This window comes from Pseudenemella bisphenolivorans (assembly GCF_051133435.1).
Taxonomy (GTDB): domain Bacteria; phylum Actinomycetota; class Actinomycetes; order Propionibacteriales; family Propionibacteriaceae; genus JAAYAO01.
Genome location: NZ_JBPGNY010000002.1, coordinates 377,477 through 394,111 on the forward strand (window position 1 = coordinate 377,477; position 16,635 = coordinate 394,111).

The 16,635-nt window shown below is 67.2% G+C and carries 15 protein-coding genes; 8 read left to right on the top strand and 7 right to left on the bottom strand.

The genetic code is table 11. The annotated features are described in order from the left end of the window. Nucleotides 1-9: 9 nt before the first annotated feature. A complete protein-coding gene (gene pabB, locus ACR4XW_RS06615) occupies nt 10-2,220 on the bottom strand; it encodes an aminodeoxychorismate synthase component I (protein WP_434759743.1) in 2,211 nt (736 codons plus the stop codon). Nucleotides 2,221-2,386: 166 nt separating this feature from the next. On the opposite strand from pabB, the gene ACR4XW_RS06620 reads away from it, so the two are divergent. The 3 genes from ACR4XW_RS06620 to ACR4XW_RS06630 are packed head-to-tail and all read left to right on the top strand — an operon-like array spanning nt 2,387 to nt 5,173. Then, complete coding sequence (locus ACR4XW_RS06620) at nt 2,387-3,655, top strand: DUF2786 domain-containing protein (protein WP_434759744.1); 1,269 nt, start codon at nt 2,387-2,389, stop codon at nt 3,653-3,655. A 44-nt stretch (nt 3,656-3,699) separates the two neighbouring features. After that, nucleotides 3,700-4,443 (top strand): type III secretion system chaperone family protein, encoded by a 744-nt coding sequence (locus tag ACR4XW_RS06625; RefSeq protein ID WP_434759745.1) that lies wholly within the window; start codon nt 3,700-3,702, stop codon nt 4,441-4,443. Nucleotides 4,444-4,459: 16 nt separating this feature from the next. After that, nucleotides 4,460-5,173 (top strand): hypothetical protein, encoded by a 714-nt coding sequence (locus tag ACR4XW_RS06630; protein WP_434759746.1) that lies wholly within the window; start codon nt 4,460-4,462, stop codon nt 5,171-5,173. 84 nt (nt 5,174-5,257) lie between these two features. On the opposite strand, the gene ACR4XW_RS06635 is transcribed toward ACR4XW_RS06630, so the two are convergent. The 4 genes from ACR4XW_RS06635 to ACR4XW_RS06650 form a co-directional block, all read right to left on the bottom strand. After that, complete coding sequence (locus ACR4XW_RS06635; RefSeq protein ID WP_434759747.1) at nt 5,258-5,890, bottom strand: hypothetical protein; 633 nt, start codon at nt 5,888-5,890, stop codon at nt 5,258-5,260. Between the two features lie 12 nt (nt 5,891-5,902). Then, a complete protein-coding gene (locus ACR4XW_RS06640; protein ID WP_434759748.1) occupies nt 5,903-6,697 on the bottom strand; it encodes a hypothetical protein in 795 nt (264 codons plus the stop codon). 62 nt (nt 6,698-6,759) lie between these two features. After that, on the bottom strand, nt 6,760-7,791 hold the full coding sequence (gene mgrA, locus ACR4XW_RS06645) for an L-glyceraldehyde 3-phosphate reductase (RefSeq protein ID WP_434759749.1): 1,032 nt from the start codon (nt 7,789-7,791) through the stop codon (nt 6,760-6,762). A 168-nt stretch (nt 7,792-7,959) separates the two neighbouring features. Further along, nucleotides 7,960-9,015: a threonine aldolase family protein gene (locus ACR4XW_RS06650; protein WP_434759750.1), complete on the bottom strand. Its 1,056-nt coding sequence runs from the start codon at nt 9,013-9,015 to the stop codon at nt 7,960-7,962. 87 nt (nt 9,016-9,102) lie between these two features. Between ACR4XW_RS06650 and ACR4XW_RS06655 the strand changes: the two genes are divergently transcribed. After that, nucleotides 9,103-9,900: a deoxyribonuclease IV gene (locus ACR4XW_RS06655; protein WP_434759751.1), complete on the top strand. Its 798-nt coding sequence runs from the start codon at nt 9,103-9,105 to the stop codon at nt 9,898-9,900. 31 nt (nt 9,901-9,931) lie between these two features. On the opposite strand, the gene ACR4XW_RS06660 is transcribed toward ACR4XW_RS06655, so the two are convergent. Together ACR4XW_RS06660 and ACR4XW_RS06665 are read right to left on the bottom strand one after the other, a co-directional pair. Further along, nucleotides 9,932-10,786, bottom strand: coding sequence for an ABC transporter permease (locus ACR4XW_RS06660; protein ID WP_434759752.1), 855 nt, complete (start codon nt 10,784-10,786; stop codon nt 9,932-9,934). Beyond that, nucleotides 10,783-11,766, bottom strand: coding sequence for an ATP-binding cassette domain-containing protein (locus tag ACR4XW_RS06665; protein WP_434759753.1), 984 nt, complete (start codon nt 11,764-11,766; stop codon nt 10,783-10,785). The genes ACR4XW_RS06660 and ACR4XW_RS06665 overlap by 4 nt, the downstream gene beginning before the upstream one ends. Before the next feature lie 265 nt (nt 11,767-12,031). Between ACR4XW_RS06665 and ACR4XW_RS06670 the strand changes: the two genes are divergently transcribed. From ACR4XW_RS06670 to ACR4XW_RS06685, 4 genes are all read left to right on the top strand, one after another. Then, nucleotides 12,032-13,192, top strand: coding sequence for an ROK family protein (locus ACR4XW_RS06670; RefSeq protein WP_434759754.1), 1,161 nt, complete (start codon nt 12,032-12,034; stop codon nt 13,190-13,192). An 81-nt stretch (nt 13,193-13,273) separates the two neighbouring features. Beyond that, nucleotides 13,274-14,044, top strand: coding sequence for an SDR family NAD(P)-dependent oxidoreductase (locus ACR4XW_RS06675; protein WP_434759755.1), 771 nt, complete (start codon nt 13,274-13,276; stop codon nt 14,042-14,044). Between the two features lie 58 nt (nt 14,045-14,102). Further along, on the top strand, nt 14,103-14,891 hold the full coding sequence (locus ACR4XW_RS06680; protein ID WP_434759756.1) for a lysophospholipid acyltransferase family protein: 789 nt from the start codon (nt 14,103-14,105) through the stop codon (nt 14,889-14,891). Further along, complete coding sequence (locus tag ACR4XW_RS06685) at nt 14,888-16,600, top strand: FAD-binding oxidoreductase (RefSeq protein WP_434759757.1); 1,713 nt, start codon at nt 14,888-14,890, stop codon at nt 16,598-16,600. The genes ACR4XW_RS06680 and ACR4XW_RS06685 overlap by 4 nt, the downstream gene beginning before the upstream one ends. Nucleotides 16,601-16,635 lie beyond the last annotated feature (35 nt).

Here is a 16,635-nt window from a genome sequence, read left to right on the forward strand (position 1 = left end):
CCGCTGCAACTAGGTGTTGAGGAGCGCTCGCCAGTGGGCAAACCGCTCCCCCGCGCCGGGGGTGATCTCGGCTCCGAGCCAACCGGTGACGAGCCGCAACCCCTGGTAGGCATTGAGCAGCCAGGTCTCCCGGCCGTCCAGCTCTTCGATTCCGGCGTGGACTTCGCGGACGCGAACGCCTTCGACGCGGGCCAGGTCGACGAGCCGGTGCCGGGTGATGCCGGGCAGTACCGGTAGGTCGGACGACGGCAGCACGAGGGTGTCGCCGTCCCACCAGACCACCGACGACCAGCCTGCTTCGAGCACCGTTCCGTTCTCGGTGCGGAGCAGGATCTCATCGGCTCCCCGGATGCGCGCTCGGGCGATCAGTTCCCCGGCCAAGTCGAGGTCCGGGCCCTTCACCGACGGGTTGCTGCGCGGGTCACCGGGAGGCAATACCTCCACCACGACGGTGTCCTGGCGGGGAGGTCCGGGGCGGAGGTCGAAGACCGCTCGGATGCGGTCGGGGGTTCGCAGCAGACGCACTCGGGGGAACCACTCACCGGATGCGGGCACTGCGCCGGCGGCCGCATCGAAGAAGCCGTCCAGATCTTCGGGTGCATCGGGGATCTCGGCCGCACTGGTGAGGAAGCGCTCCCGGTGCAGGTCGAGGCGGTGGGTATGTCCGTCGGCTCGGCGCCAGGAATCGGCAAGGAGCAGCTCGCCGTCCGGGTCATCGAGGGGCACCCAGCGTTGATCGCGGCGGGTGTAACTACCCGGCCATAGTGCGGGCTGGGTCGCCGGCGCCGTGGGCAGGACGGCGTCGAGGTCGATCCCGAGGGCGGTGCCGAGGGTGCGGGCCTTGACCACGGTTTCGTCCCATTCACCGCGGGGTGTGGAGTCGGCGGTGACCGCTCCGCCGGTGCCGTAGCTGAGGTGGTCGGGGTGCCAGACCACGGTGCGGATCGCGATCGACCAGTCGGCCGAGCCGTCCAGGGAGAAGTAACCGATCACGCCCGAGTACACCCCGCGCGGGCCGTCCTCGAGTTCGCGCAGCAGTTGCACCGAGCGGTGTTTCGGGGCACCGGTCATCGAACCACCGGGCAGGGCGGCGCGCACCGCATCGACAGCGGTCAGCCCCGGTCGCAGGCGCCCCCGGACGGTGCTGACCAGTTGGTGCACCCCCGGGTAGGTCTCGACGTCGAACAGCTTCGGCACGTGCACGCTGCCCGGCCGGCAGACCCGATTCAGGTCATTGCGCAGCAGGTCGACGATCATCAGGTTCTCGGCGAGTTCTTTCTCGTCACCGGCCAGTTCCTCGGCCAGCCGCCGGTCGTCCTCGGCGTCGACGCCACGGGGGCGGGTGCCCTTGATCGGTTTCGCCTCCACCGTGCCGTCGATGCCGATCGACAGGAACCGCTCCGGGGAGGCCGAGAGCACTCGTCCCCCATCGAAGGCCAGATAGGCCCCGAACGGACGCGGCGAGGAGTCCCGCAACCGCCGGTAGAGCTGCCACGGGTCGGTGCGGGCGCTGACGGTGATCCGGTTGGTCAGGCAGAGCTCATAACTGTCGCCGGCGGCGATGTGTGCTCGGCATTGCTCGACCAGGTCGAGGTAGCGCCGGTACGGGTGTCGCACCGTCACGTCCGCAGTTGCAACCGGAACTCGTTCCTGCGCGGGACAGTTCGCCACGCAGGAACGACTACGGGTTGCATGTGCGAGGACGGCGGCGGTCTCGGTGACCCAGGCCTGCTGCTCGGCCTCATGCGCCGCATCGGTCAGGGCCAGAATCCACGCCCCACCGGCAACGGCATCGATCACCACCGCCCGGTCGGTGAAGACCAGCACGGCCTCAGGAGTTTCGTCCGGCACGTCGAGGCCGGTGAGCAGGCGCATCGCGTACTCGTAGCCGAGGTACCCGACCCAGCCGAGCCGGAACCCCGGCGGTGGCGGCGGGCCGTCGACCGGGACGTCCCCCACGAGGTCATCGACCAGGACATCGAGCAGGTCGCGGTCGAGCCGGCGGGTGGCGCCGTGTTCGCGCAGTTCCACTCCGGGCCCATGGTGCACCCGCAGCACCCGGGCCAGCGGGCCGTCGGCAGAGCCGAGGTAGCTGAATCGGGCCTGCGCCCCGGCCAGGGCGGAATCGAGCAACCACGGATGGTCACCGTCGGCGAAGCAGGTCTCGAAGGCCGCCATCGCGTCCACGAGGTACTCGACCCGCCGGCTGATGATTCGCATGTCACCCTTCTAACCCACTTACGCCCAGAACGAACAACTCGGACGGGCCCAATCACGCACCTGGCGTGAGGGCGGCGTGATCGGGGACGGTCGTCGAACGCGTGCACCCGGGTTGCGGTTTGTCGCCGAGGCCGGATATTTCGGTGCCGGATGTCAGGATTGCCCCATGACCACCCCCGACCCCGATCGCGTCACGCTCTACGACGCGGAGAACCGGTTGATCGGTTGGATCGACCGCGGTGAGCCCGTCCGGCTGGACGGCACCACCTGGATTCCGGAAGCCGACCCGTTGTTCGCCACGATCGACGAGGTTGCCCATTTCTGTGCCGAAGCCACCGCTCGACTCGGTGTCCCGCCGGTGAGTGTGCGCGCCCGGCGGGGTGCGACCAAGGCCGAGTACGTGGACGGCGAGATTCGGGTGCCACCGCTGGACATCGGGGGTGCCTGGGCGATGCGCGGGCTGGTGGTGATGCACGAACTCGCCCATCACCTCGCCCACACCGCCGGCGATCCGCCCGGGCACGGTCCGGCCTTCCGCACCCACTTCTACCGGGTGTTGCACGACCTGGGGTTGCCGAGCAACGCCCGGCTGTTGGAACTCGCCCATGCCGCAGCGACCCGTCCGGCCAAGGACTGGACGGCCACGATCGGCAAACTGCTGGCCAAGGCCGAATCGACCTCGAATGCCGCAGAGGCCGAGACCTTCGCCGCGGCCGCCCAGGAGCTCGCCACCCGGCATGCGATCGACCTGGCTCTGGCCCGCGAGGCGATCCGGGCCGACGAGACTCCCGAACTGCCCGAGGAGCAGACCTACCCGCTGGGCAAACCCGGGCAACGGTGGCTGCGGATCGCCGTGGTGCTCTACACCGGCATCGCCCGGGTCAACGAGGTGTCGTGTTTCATCGCCAGCAACTCCACCGCGGTGTACCCGACCGGTTTTCCCTCCGACATCGCGATGACCAACGCCCTGTTCGAATCCCTGCGGGCCCAGATGGTGCGGGCGGCGAATGCCTGGATCGCCACCGGCGAATACAAGCAGGAAGTGGTGGTGGAGTACGACCGTTGGGGACGGGAGCGTTACAAGCCGATGCACGCCTCCACCGCCCGCAAGTCGTTCTACGAGGCCTTCGTGATGCGCGTGCTGACCCGCCTGCGCGAGGGCCACGAACAGGCGGTGCGGGCCTGGGCCGATGAGCACGCCGAGAACCCGACCGGGGCCGAGCTGGCCCTGTTGAGCAAGCGCGAGAAGGTGGCCGCCGCCCATGAGGCGGCACGGGCCAGACTCAACGTCCGCGGGTCGTGGCGGGGTGCTTCCACCGGGGTGCAGTCGGAGGTCGGCCGGGCCGCCGGCACCCGGGCCGGTTCCCGGGCCTCGGTGCGCCCCGACAGTGGCCGTAGGTTGCCCGGCACCCGGACGGCACTGCACAGCCGCTGACCCCGCCGGCAAGCACAATTGGCCCTTTGGAAGGAGGCGCTCCTGTGTTCGACTACCCGTCTGTGGTGATCATCTTCAACATGCTGATCCTGATCGCGGTGGCGGTGGTGATCGTGGTTGCGGTGCGTCAGGCGCAGAAGCGACGCAAGGAGTGGCAGGCCTTCGCCGCATCACGCGGCTGGAGGTACATCCATCTGGACCGGAACTTCTTCCGGGAGTGGCGCCAGGAGCCCTTCGGACGGGGCAGCAGCCGGCGGGCGACCGATATCGTCGAGGGTACCTATCATGGGGTGCCGTTTCGCGGCTTCACGTACCAATACACGGTGAGTTCGGGTAAGTCGAGCACGACCTATCACCACCGGGTGCTGCAGATTCCGACCGCCGCGGTGCACCTGCCGATGATGCAGATCCGTTCGGGTCGGCGGCTGGCGCTGACCAAGGACATCCAGTTCGAATCGGACAACTTCAACGATGCCTTCGACGTGCGCGGCCTCGACAAGCGCTTCGTGTTCAAGATCGTGCATCCGCAGTTCATGGCCGCCCTGCTCGACGGCGCCCTCGGGCAATACCACTACTCGATCGAGAACGGCGTGTTCACCCTGTGGGAACGCCAGCGGCTGAGCCCCTACGAGGTGGACGAGATGGCGGCCCGGCTGACCCACCTGCTGGCGCTGGTACCTTCCCACGTGTGGGCCGATGCCCGGGTGGCGCCACCGCCGCTCGACCCCGGACGGGGCCCCGGCCCGGCGTCGCCCCACTTCAGCATCGCCGCACCCCAGCACGGCTGACCGAACGGAGCCGCCCATGTCCATCGCCGGTGCGATCACCGCAGCCGTCGTCGTCGGTATCGGGGTCCTGTCCGGACTCGCACTGATGCCGGAGATCCGCCGACAGCGACGGGAGTGGGCGAAATGGGCCCAAGCCCGCGGCTGGCATCACCTGGCCGAGTCCCGCGGGGTGTTCGGTGGCCTCAGGGCCCAGCCCTTCGGTCGTGGCCTGGCGCACGCGAGCAACATCATCAGCGGTACCTGGGACGGTCTGCCGTTCACCATGTACCACTACACCCGCCACACCGGGGTCGGTAAGTCGAGCCGCACCATCACGGCCACGGTCGCCCAGTTCGCCGGTGACGCCGACTTTCCCACCCTGGTGGTCTACCGCGGCGAGTTGTTGAACGGCAGCCGGGACATCAACTTCGAATCCGCCGAGTTCAACCGCACCTACGATGTGCGCTGCGCCGACGAACGCTTCGCCTATCAGGTCGTGCATCCCCGGTTCATGCACGCCCTGATGAACAGTCCACTGCGCGATGCGAACTTCACCCTGGAACGCGGCGTGGTGACCGTCTGGATGAAAGACCATGTGATGCGCGAACGGGGGACGCAGCCACCACAGGCCCTGGCCGAACTCGTCCGGCTGATTCCGCGCCATGTCTGGGCCGACCATGGCGGTACCCCGCCCGAGCTCAACGATGACGGGCCCACGCCGGCGGTGGTTCCGCCGCTGCCGAAGGTATAGGGCAAAGCAAACGGCGCGGATGTCATGGTGTACATCCGCGCCGTTTGCTTGTGGTCGGTTGATCCGGTCGGAGCTCCGCCCGACTCAGGCGGGCGGACCCTGCTGGTAAGGCAGGTTACCCGGTGGCCCCTGACGGGGCGGGCCCTGGTTGTGGGGCGGGCTACCGGGTGGCCCCTGGTTGTAGGGCCCCGGAGTCACCGGAGCACTCTTCTCCCGGCTGCGTCCCACCAACCACAGGATCAATCCCAGGAGGGTGAGCAAGCCGAGGAAGATGCCTCCCACGATCAGGAACGGGGCGGCGATCATCCACCCGATTCCGCCGGTGGCCTTGTCGGCCTCGACCAGCCGGATCGTGCCGGAATTCGCGTCGCATTCGACCTGGTATTGACCGGCCTTGTCGGCGGTGAACTCGGCGATGCGATGCACCTGGCGACCATCGACGGTGAAGGTCATCGAGCCATTCGGACGTCGGATTTCGATGTCGTCGCCCTCGGGCCCCCGTGCCACGCACTCGGAGAACGAGGGGGAATCGGCGAAGACGTACCAGGTGGCGTCCGATGGACTCTGGGTGCTCACCTCCCCCATCCCCGAGGGGCTGTCGCGGACGGTGCTGGTGACGGCGCTCAGCGCGTACACCAGGCCACCGATACCCAACGCCAGTGCGACGATGGTCGCGATCAGCCCCCCGAAGAAGAGGATCTTCCCGAATTTACGCATGGTCCAGATTTATCACTTGACGATGCGCTCGTTCACCTTGGGCAGGGTGCGGAACATCGGATGGAGCTGGCCGACTTCGCCGCCCTCTTCGTAGTCCCAGTTGTTGTCCTGAGCGTTGACCTCCATCACGACCCAGCCGACCCGGTTCTCGCGATGGGTCACGCCGACCATGGTGAAGCCCTCATCGGGTCGAGTCCAGTCGCTGAACTCGGCCTCGCCCTCGGACACCTCAACCTCGTTCTGCTGGTTCGGGACACCCTCGGCATCGGCGGTGCAGTCACGGCTCCAGCCGCGGATTTCCTCGTAGGCCTTCTCGGCAGATTCCTCGTCCGAGAAGTTCATCACCACAGCGCGGGCACGGTCGGTCGCCGCATCACCGGTTTTCAGCGTGAAGGCCCCGGCCTTGGCATCGTCGTCGTTCTCGACGAGCTCGGTGAAGTCCTTCTGCTGACAGGTGTCGGTCTCCTTCATCGGGTCGTATTCACCACCCTGCTTGACCTCCCAGTCGCCGGGCTTCTGCCATTCCATGTCCTCGGCGGTGGGCAGGGCGTCGTTGGTGAAGTCGCCGGCGGGCTGGCCGCCGTCGGAGTCATCGGCCGGCTCACTCTCCGGAGCGTCGCTCTGCGGAGCGTCCGACTCGGGAGCGTCGGTTGCCGGGGTCTGCGCCGGCTGCTCGGTCTCCTGGTTCGTTGACGTCGTGGTGTCTTCCGGAGTACCGGAAATGTCATCACCGGCCCCCGCACACCCGGCGAGTGCCAGGGATCCGACGGCCAGAGCGGTTGCGAAATAGTGCTTCTTCATTTTCATTTACTCCTTCAATCACTCGCGTGCTTTGGAGATCAGCCATAAACCCTACGCATACCCGAGGGTCACATTTCAACATGCCTTGCCCAAAGATTGATGTCCGAGTCCACGGCATGCCCATCAATACGGGCCAAATCGGCATCCGAAAAAGTCAGATTCTCCAGCGCGGCCAGGTTCTCGTCGAGCTGAGCGACACTCGATGCCCCGATCACCGTCGAGGTCATCCGCTCGTCGCGCAGCACCCAGGCCAGCGCCATCTGAGCCAGGGATTGGCCCCGTTCGGCGGCGATCTCGTTCAATGCCCGTACCCGTTCCAGTACCTCGTCGCGAAGATGGCTCTGCCGCAGCGAGCCGCCCCGGGCACCCCGGGAATCGGACGGTACCCCGTCCAGGTATCGGCTGGTTAATACCCCTTGGGCCAAGGCGGTGAATGCAATCATGCCCATTCCGCAATCGTCAACGGCTTCGAATAAACCGTTCTCGACCCAGCGATTCAGCATGTTGTACGAGGGCTGGTGAATCAGCAGTGGGGTACCCATTTCGCGAGCAATCCGGGCGGCTTCCCGGGTGCGATCGGCCGAATAGGACGAAATACCCACATACAGTGCTCGTCCCGAGCGCACCGCATGGTCGAGAGCGGCCATCGTCTCCTCGAGCGGGGTGTGCGGGTCGAACCGGTGCGAATAGAAAATGTCGACATAATCCAGTCCCATCCGCTTCAGGGACTGATCGAGCGAAGCAAGTACGTACTTGCGCGACCCGCCGCCCTGACCGTACGGCCCGGGCCACATGTCGTAACCGGCCTTGGTGGAGATGATCAACTCATCGCGGTACGGGGCCAGGTCGGTGGCCAGCAGGTGACCGAAGTTCAGTTCGGCCTGCCCGTACGGCGGCCCGTAGTTGTTGGCCAGGTCGAAGTGGGTGATCCCGGCGTCGAAGGCCCGGCGGACGATCGCGCGCTGGGTTTCCATCGGCTTGTCATCGCCGAAGTTCTGCCACAAACCCAGGGAGATCACGGGCAATTGCAACCCGCTGCGGCCGCAGTAGCGGTACTGCATGCCGGCGTCGTAACGGTTCTCGGCGGCTACGTAGCTCATGGGCCCCATCATGCCTCCCCGCGGGTACACGCCCGGGGCCGGTGGGTACCAAAACCGGCAACTCACCCCGCGGATTCGGCCGTCATCGAGGTTTCCGAGGGGGTGAGTTGGAGGTTTTGGTACCCGGGGATGTGGGTGCACGGGGGATGTGGGTGTTTCGGTACCGCTCTACTGCGTGCAGGCTGCGCGCACCAACCGGGCCAGCTCGTCCACATCGGCCTCGGTGGTGTCGAAGGAACACATCCAGCGCACCTCACCGGCGTCGAGATCCCAGTCGTAGAAGAAGAATCGTTCCCGCACCCGATCGGCCACCCCCTGCGGCAAACGGGCGAAGACCGCATTGGCCTGGGTCGGGTAGGCGAAGGACACCCCGGGGATGTCCTCGACCGCCGCGCGCAGTCGCTGCGCCATCGCATTGGCGTGTTCGGCGTTGCGGCGCCACAGATCGGCCTCATACATCGCGATCAACTGCGCCGAGAGGAACCGCATCTTGGAGGCCAACTGCATGTTGATCTTGCGCAGGAAGATCAGCCCGTCGGCGACCTCGGGGGTCAGGGTGACGATCGCCTCGGCCCCCATCGCGCCGTTCTTGGTCGCACCCAGGCTGATGATGTCGACGCCGGCGTCGGTGGTGAAGGCGCGCAGCGGCAGGTCGAGAGCGACCGCGGCATTGGCCAGCCGCGATCCGTCGACGTGCAGCACCATGCCGAGTTCGTGGGTGGTCTCGGCCAGGGCGGCGATCTCGTCGGGGGTGTACAGGGTGCCGACCTCGGTCGATTGGGCGATCGACACCGCGGCCGGTTGGGCCCGATGTTCATCGCCGCGTCCGGCGGATCGGGAGCGCACCAGTTCGGGGGTGAGCTTGCCGTCGGGGGTCGGTACGGCGAGCAGTTTCATCCCGCCGACCCGTTCGGGGGCGACGTTCTCGTCGTTGTTGATGTGGGCGCCCTCGGCGCAGATCACCGCGCCCCAGCGCGGCAGTACCGCCTGCAGCGCGGTGACATTGGCGCCGGTGCCGTTGAACACCGGCCAGGCAACGGCCCCGTCCCCGAAGTGTCGGCCGATCACGTCCTGCAACCGGTGGGTGTACCAGTCGGCGCCGTAGGACGACTGGTGCCCGCCATTGGCGGCGACGATCGCGTCCAGCACCTCGGGATGCACCCCGGAGTAGTTGTCGGAGGCGAAGCCGCGCCGGTGGGGGTCATGTGGAGGTACGTCGTGCACGACACCATTCAATCAGTCCGCCCGGTGGGCACGATAATGGCGTACCGAGCCCGGTTTTCGTCCGCGCGGCGGGCTACAGTCGGGGCCATGAGCGTTGCGATGGGAGCCCACGTCGACCAACTCGACCCGATCGGCGAGGCCCTGGCCCGCGGGGCGAACCTGGTGCAGATCTTTCTCGGTGACCCGCAGGGGTGGAAGGGACCGAAGGTCGAGTACCCCGGTGGGGCCGCTGCCCTGCGCGCGGCCGCCGAGGAGGCCGGGGTGCAGATCTATGTGCACGCCCCCTATGTGCTGAACGTGGCCAGCCCGAACAACCGGATCCGGATTCCGAGCCGCAAACTGCTGCAACAGCACGTCCATGCGGCCACCGAGATCGGTGCGGCCGGGGTGATCGTGCACGGCGGGCACGTTACCGCCAAGGACGACCCCGCGCTGGGCTTCGACAACTGGCGCAAGTGCATCGATGGGCTGGACATGACCACCCCGGTGCTGATCGAGAACACCGCCGGCGGTGCCAACGCGATGGCCCGTCGACTCGACCGGATCGCCCAACTGTGGGACGCGATCGGGGAGGCCGAGGGCGGGGACACCGTCGGGCTGTGCCTGGACACCTGCCACGCCCACGCCGGGGGTGAGGAACTCGTCGGCCTGGTTGACCGGATCAAGGCGATCACCGGACGGATCGACCTGGTGCACGTCAACGATTCCCGCGATGCCTTCGATTCCGGTGCCGACCGGCACGCCACCATCGGTCAGGGACACGTCGACCCGGCCGGGTTGGCCGAGGTGGTGCGGCTGGCGGGCGCCCCACTGTGCTTGGAGACGCCCGGGCCGGCCACCAGCCACGTCGACGAACTCGCCCAACTGCGCGAGTGGGTTTCCTGACGCGAGGGTTCCTGACCGAACCGACCGCGCCTCAGCGCGAGGAGGTGTTCTGGAACCGCGCCACGCACAGCGGCACGAAGATCACCAGCATCACCACCGACCCCACCAGCACGGTGACGATCGAATGTTGCAGCGGCAGGGTGTCGGGGGTGGGGGCGCTGCCGATGTTGCCGAACAGGGTGCGGGCGGCATGCACCAGGGCCGAGACCGGGTTCCAGTTGGCCACCACCTCGAGCACCTTCGGCATGTTCTGCGGCTGGACGAAGGCATTGGAGATGAAGGTCAACGGGAACAGCACCATGAAGGCCGCGTTGTTGATCGTCTCGGGGGTGCGCACCATCATTCCGAGCAGCGACATCACCCAACTGAAGGCATAGCTGAACATCAGCAGCAGTCCGACCCCGGCCAGCAGCGAGGGCACTCCGTTGTGGAAGCGCCAACCGACCAGGAAACCGGTCAGCATCATGATCACCATCGAGATGGAGTTCAACACCAGGTCGGCGTTGGTACGTCCGATCAGCACTCCGGCCGGTGACATCGGCAGGGTGCGGAAGCGGTCGATGATGCCTTCCTTCAGGTCCTGGGCCATTGCCGAGCCGGAGAAGGTCGATCCGAAAACCACGGTCTGGCCGAAGATGCCGGCCATCATGTAATCGGTGTAGTCGGTTCCGGCGACGTGGATCGATCCGCCGTACACCTGGCTGAACAGCAGGACGAACATGATCGGCTGCAGCACCGCGAACAGGATCATGTCGGGCGAACGGCGCAGCCGTTGCAGGTTGCGCCAGGTGATCGTCCAGCCATCGGCAAGAGCCCCGCGCAGCCCGCCGTTGAAGGCGGGAGTCAGTGGCCCCGCCGTCGTCGCGGTGCTGATCGTGGTGGTCATGAGTTCTCCTCGGCGGTCGCCTCATCGGCGACTTCTTCGGCCGCGCGGCCGGTCAGGGTCAAGAAGACGTCGTCCAGGGTCGGACGACGCATGCCGGCGTCATGCAATTCGATGCCGGCGTCGGCCATGTCGGTGAGCACCTTCTGCAGTGCCCGGGGGCCGGTGTCGACGGCCACCTCGAGTTCGCGGTTACTGCTCACCCCGCGGTGCACCTCGCCGTGCCCGGCCCGGGCCAGCACCTCATGGGCGGCGGGGACGTCGGCCTCGTCGACGACGGTCAACACCACCCGGTGTCCCCCGACCTGGGCCTTGAGCTCGTCGGCGGTGCCCTCGGCGATCACCCGTCCGTGGTCGATCACCGAGATGTGATCGGCCAACCGGTCGGCCTCCTCCAGGTACTGGGTGGTGAGCAGGACGGTGGTGCCCTGTTTCACCAGGTCGGCGATGATGCCCCACAGCGCGAGCCGGCTGCGCGGGTCGAGGCCGGTGGTCGGCTCGTCCAGGAACAGGATTCGGGGGTTGATCACGATCGCGCAGGCCAGGTCGATCCGGCGGCGCATACCGCCGGAGAATCCCTTCACCGGGCGCTTACCGGCCTCCACCAGATCGAAGGCCTCGATCAGTTCCTCCGCCCGCGCCCGGGCCCGATTGCGGCCCAGGTGGTACAGCCGACCGACCATTTCCAGGTTCTCCAGCCCGGTCAGATTCTCGTCGACCGCGGCGTACTGGCCGGAGGCGCCGATGATCCGGCGGACGTTCTGGGGATCGGTGAGCACATCGACCCCGTCCACGGTGGCGGTACCGGAGTCGGGGCGGATCAGGGTGTTCAGCACCTTGACGGTGGTGGTCTTGCCGGCGCCGTTGGGCCCGAGCAGTCCCTTTACCGTGCCTTCGGGAACGGTCAGGTTCAAACCGTCCAGGGCGCGCACGGCGCCGGAACGATAGGTCTTGACCAGGCCATGGGCCTCGATGATCGCCACCGGGCCTCCTTCCATGGGAGTCGGCTGTCGACCCGAGTGGGAGGCCAGCTGGTTGAGCGTAATGAACCGTACGTCTCGTGCCCAACAGGTTTTCTGCCGATCACCGCGCCCCATCGGGCCGGGATACACTTCCGGTTTGATAAAGAAACGGGACATTGTGCCCCACGGCGAAGGATCCGGAAACCGTTTCATCCCCGTATTCGGCGCGGCGGGACGGTCACCTCGAACCCTCCCGGCGGGACCTCCGAAGGTTTAGGATCACTTCATGTCGGTGCGACGGGGGAACGTCCTTCCACGTGTGGGAGTCAGCCAATCGTTGCTGCGGCAAACCAATCTGCAACTGGTCGTGGCCACCATCTACGCCGCCGACCAGCCGATCTCGCGGGCCCAGGTGGCCGAGGAGACCGGCCTCACCCGATCCACGGTGTCGCGGCTGGTCGATGAACTGATCACCGGTGGTTTCCTCGACGAACTCGAACCCCACGCCGCGGGACGGGGGCGCCCCGCCGTGCCGCTGCGTCCGGCCGCCCGAACCCTGGTGGCGCTGGGACTGGAGGTGAACGTCGAGCACCTGTGCGCCCGGGTGGTGGACCTGCGCGGCACCCTGGTCGACGAGGAGTGGCTGCCGATGCACGGCGTCGACCGTGACCCCCGCGCCGTGCTGGGCCTGCTGGGCGATGCCGGACGGCGCTGCCTGGCCCGGGCCCGGGAGCAGAACATGCGTCCGGTGTCGGTGGTGATCGGCGTGCCGGGGTTGGTCGACCAGGCGTCCGGATCGGTGCTGTGGGCACCGAACCTGAACTGGACCAATGTTCGCGTCGGTGAGTTGATCGGCGATCTGGACGGGATCACCCCGGTACTGGGTAATGAGGCCGATCTGTCCGCCGGCATGGTGGCCAGCCCCCGGCCCGGAAGCCCCCAGGAACTGCAGGATTTCATCTACGTCTCCAGCGAGGTCGGGATCGGCGGCGCCCTGGTGCGCGACGGAGAGGTGTTGACCGGCCCGAACGGCTGGGGCGGTGAGCTCGGCCACATCATGGTCAACCCGAAGGGACCGTCGTGTGTCTGCGGTGCGGTGGGTTGCCTGGAGCAGTACGCCGGCCGGCATGCGATGCTGCGCGCGGCGGGGCTGCCGATCACCGCCACCCCGAAAGACCTGCTGGCCCGACTGGACGACGGCGACCCGTCCGCCCGGGCCGCGGCACGACAGGCCGGCACGGCGCTGGGACGGGTGTTGGCGAACACCATCAACATTTTCGATGTCGACACTGCGGTGATCGGGGGCGACCTGGTGATGCTGGCCGAGCACCTGCTGCCGGTGGTCGAACCCGAACTGCACGCCAATGTGGTGACCGCCCGGTGGCGCCTGTCACCGTTGCGCATCCTGTGGTGTGATCCGGCGCCGGTGGCCACCGGCGCGACCTAGTACGGGTTGAACCGGGTGTTGGCCGAGCCCGCGAACTGGTTGTGACCGGCCCTGTCGCCCGGTGCTACTAGGGTGTTCCCCATGTCCACTGCATTGGTCACCGGCGGCACCTCGGGAATCGGGGCAGCCTTCGCCGCCGAACTCGCATCCCGCGGCACCGATCTGGTGTTGGTCGCCCGCGACTCCGAACGTCTCGCCGACACCGCACAGGATCTGCGCGGGCGTTTCGGTATCGAGGTGGAGATCCTGGCGGCCGATCTGGACGATCATGACGACACCCAGCGGGTGGCCGAGCGGCTGCTCGACCAGAGCCGTCCGATCGACCTGCTGGTGAACAACGCCGGCTTCGGCCTGCACTCCACCCTGCTCGGTGAGGACATCAGCGTCCACGAGCGGGCGATCAACGTGATGATGCGAGCGGTGTTCGTGCTCACCAATGCCGCCGCCCGGGCGATGGTGGCCCGCGGCCGGGGCCGGATCATCAACGTCGCCTCGTCCAGTGCCTACATCACGATGGGTCACTATTCGGCGATCAAGAGCTACGTGCTCACCCTCAGCGAGGGCCTGTCGGTGGAGCTGCGCGGCACCGGCGTGGCGGTCACCGCGGTCTGCCCCGGCTGGGTGCGCACCGAGTTCCACGACCGGGCCGGCATCGACGCGTCCAAGCTGCCCAACATCGTCTGGGTCGATATCGAGGACGTGGTGCGCGAGGGTCTGGCCGCGAGCGAGGCCGGCAAGGTCGTCTGCGTGCCGGTGATCGGCTGGAAGGTTGCCACCGTGCTGGCCCGGTTGGTGCCGCGCGTGGTGATCCGGCAGGTGTCGAGCATCCTCGTGTCGACGCGACGCAAGTAGGCGCGTCCGATATCGGGGCCCGAGCGACTTTTTCCTCCCGGCCCAATAGTCTGTAACAGTGCCAAGGGATGATCGCTACACGTCGCGGGGACACACCGCTGCGCGTTTCGTCGCCCAGCGACTGGTGATGCGCCCGGTGATCCGCGCTCTGACGCGGATTCACGTGCACGGCAAACGCAACCTGCGCACCCTGGACGGGCCCTATGTGGTGATGCCGAACCACAACGGTCACCTCGATACCCCGGTGATCCACTCCTCGCTGCCGTACCGGCTGTCGAAGTACCTGGCCACCGGAGCGGCCGCCGACTACTTCTTCACCCATTGGTGGCGGGCCGCGCCGACCGCGTTGTTCTTCAACGCCTTCCCGATCGAACGCACCGGCATGCGCAACCGCAAGGGCCTGGCCGGGGGCCTGCTGTCCAAGGGTGTGCCGCTGTTGATCTATCCCGAGGGCACCCGCTCGCGCAACGGCACGATGGCCCCGTTCAAACCCGGGGCGGCTGCACTGTGCATCAGCCGACACGTCCCGGCCCTGCCGGTGGCCCTGGTCGGCATCCGCCAGGCCATGCCGCACGGCAATGTGTTGCCGGTGCCGGGCCGCCCGGAGGTGCACGTGGTGTTCGGCAAACCGATGTGGGCCGAACAGGGCGAAACCGCGGTGAAGTTCGCCGAACGGATTCGCGAACAGGTCTTCACCATGCACGACCAGACCGCGCTGGCCACCGGCTTCCCGCGCATCATCGACTACCAGCGCGAGGCGTTGGAAGCGAAGGCCACCGCGGCCGACGACGAGGCCGGCGACGGTCCCGACGAATCCGAACCCGACAACGACAAGGAGTCATCGTGACCGGCGTGAAACACATGAAGTGGTGGGGCTGGGGCGTGGAAGGTACCGCGTTCAACCCCGATGACAAGCCGAAGCTGCAGCCCTTCGTGTTGGAGAAGGTGGGACTCGACATCTCCACCAAGGCCAAGTCGCCGGCCCCGGCCTTCGAAGACCTCGAGGTGCCCGCCTCGCTGTTGCCCGACGAGCTTCGCGAGACCCTGCGCGGCATCGTCGGCGTCGACTACCTGTTCACCGACGACATGGACCGGGTGGTGCACACCTTCGGCAAGTCGGTGCGCGACCTGGTGCGGGTGCGGCGCGGTGACTTCAAGCGGGTGCCCGATGTGGTCGTCTACCCCGGCACCGAGGACGAGGTCGCCAAGATCGTGGACGCCGCGGTCGAGGCCGATGCGGTGGTGATTCCCTTCGGCGGTGGCTCGAACATCGTCGGTTCGCTGGAGCCGATGGCGAACGAAACCCGTCCGGTGATCTCGCTGGATCTGGGCCGGATGTCGAAGGTGCTGGAGATCGACGCCGAAGCCGGGCTGGCCCGGATTCAGGCGGGCGCACTCGGCCCGTCCATCGAGGAACAGCTCGGCCGCCGCGGCTGGACGATGGGACATTTCCCCGACTCCTTCACCCACTCCACCCTCGGTGGCTGGGTGGCCACCCGCTCGTCGGGGATGCAGTCGGACAAGTACGGCGACATCGCCGACATCACCCGCGGCCTGCGGATGGTGATGCCCGGGCAGATCCTGGAGCTGCGGCCGCTGCCGTCCTACTCCTCCGGCCCGTCGGTGCGCGAGATGGTGATCGGTTCGGAGGGTCGTCTCGGTGTGATCACCGAGGTGTGGGTGCACATTCACCGGGTGCCCGAAGAACGCCAGATTCTGGCCTACTTCTTCCCCGATATGGCCTCGGGCCTGCGCGCGATGCACGACATCGCCAAGTCGGACGCCGCCCCGTCGGTGACCCGGGTGTCGGACTCGCGCGAGACCGCCTTCTCGATGGCCACCCAGCGCAAGTCGAAGGGCTTGTCGAAGTACGTCACCAAGGCGCTGCAGACGGTGTTGAAGCGGCGCGGCTGGGATCTGAACCAGCTCTGCATGTCGTTCATCGGCTACGAGGGTTCGAAGTCGCACGTGGCCTACGAGAAGTCGCTGGTCAAGGAGATCGTTGCCAAGCACGGCGGCTTCCTGGTCGGCAAGGGCCCGGGCGCGCTGTACGACCAGAAGAAGTTCGACACCCCCTACATTCGTGACTTCCTGCTCGACCGGGGTGCGGTGGCCGATGTGTCGGAGACCGCCGCCCCGTGGTCACGGCTGGAGGAGATCTACGAGGGCACCATCGAGGTCGCCGAACAGGCGATGGAGCGGATGGGCGTGCGCGGCTACATCATGTGCCACCTGTCGCACTCCTACCACGCCGGCGCCTGCCTCTACTTCACCTTCGCGATCGCCGACGATTCGCCCGACAGCCTGCGCAAGTACGACGAGGTGAAGCGGGCCGTGCAGCAGTCGTTCATCGACAACGGGGCCACGATCAGCCACCACCACGGGGTGGGTCTGGAGCACGCCCCGTGGATCGAGGCCGACATCTCCACCGCCGGTACCTTCATCACCGGCAAGCTCTTCGAGGGCGTCGACCCGGGCAACAACCTGAACCCGGGCAAGATCCTGCACGAGGGTGAGCCCGGTATCGCGATCATTTCGGACGACTGGGAGGGCTGAGTTTCCCGGACTCCCCCGGACGTGAAAAGCGCCGG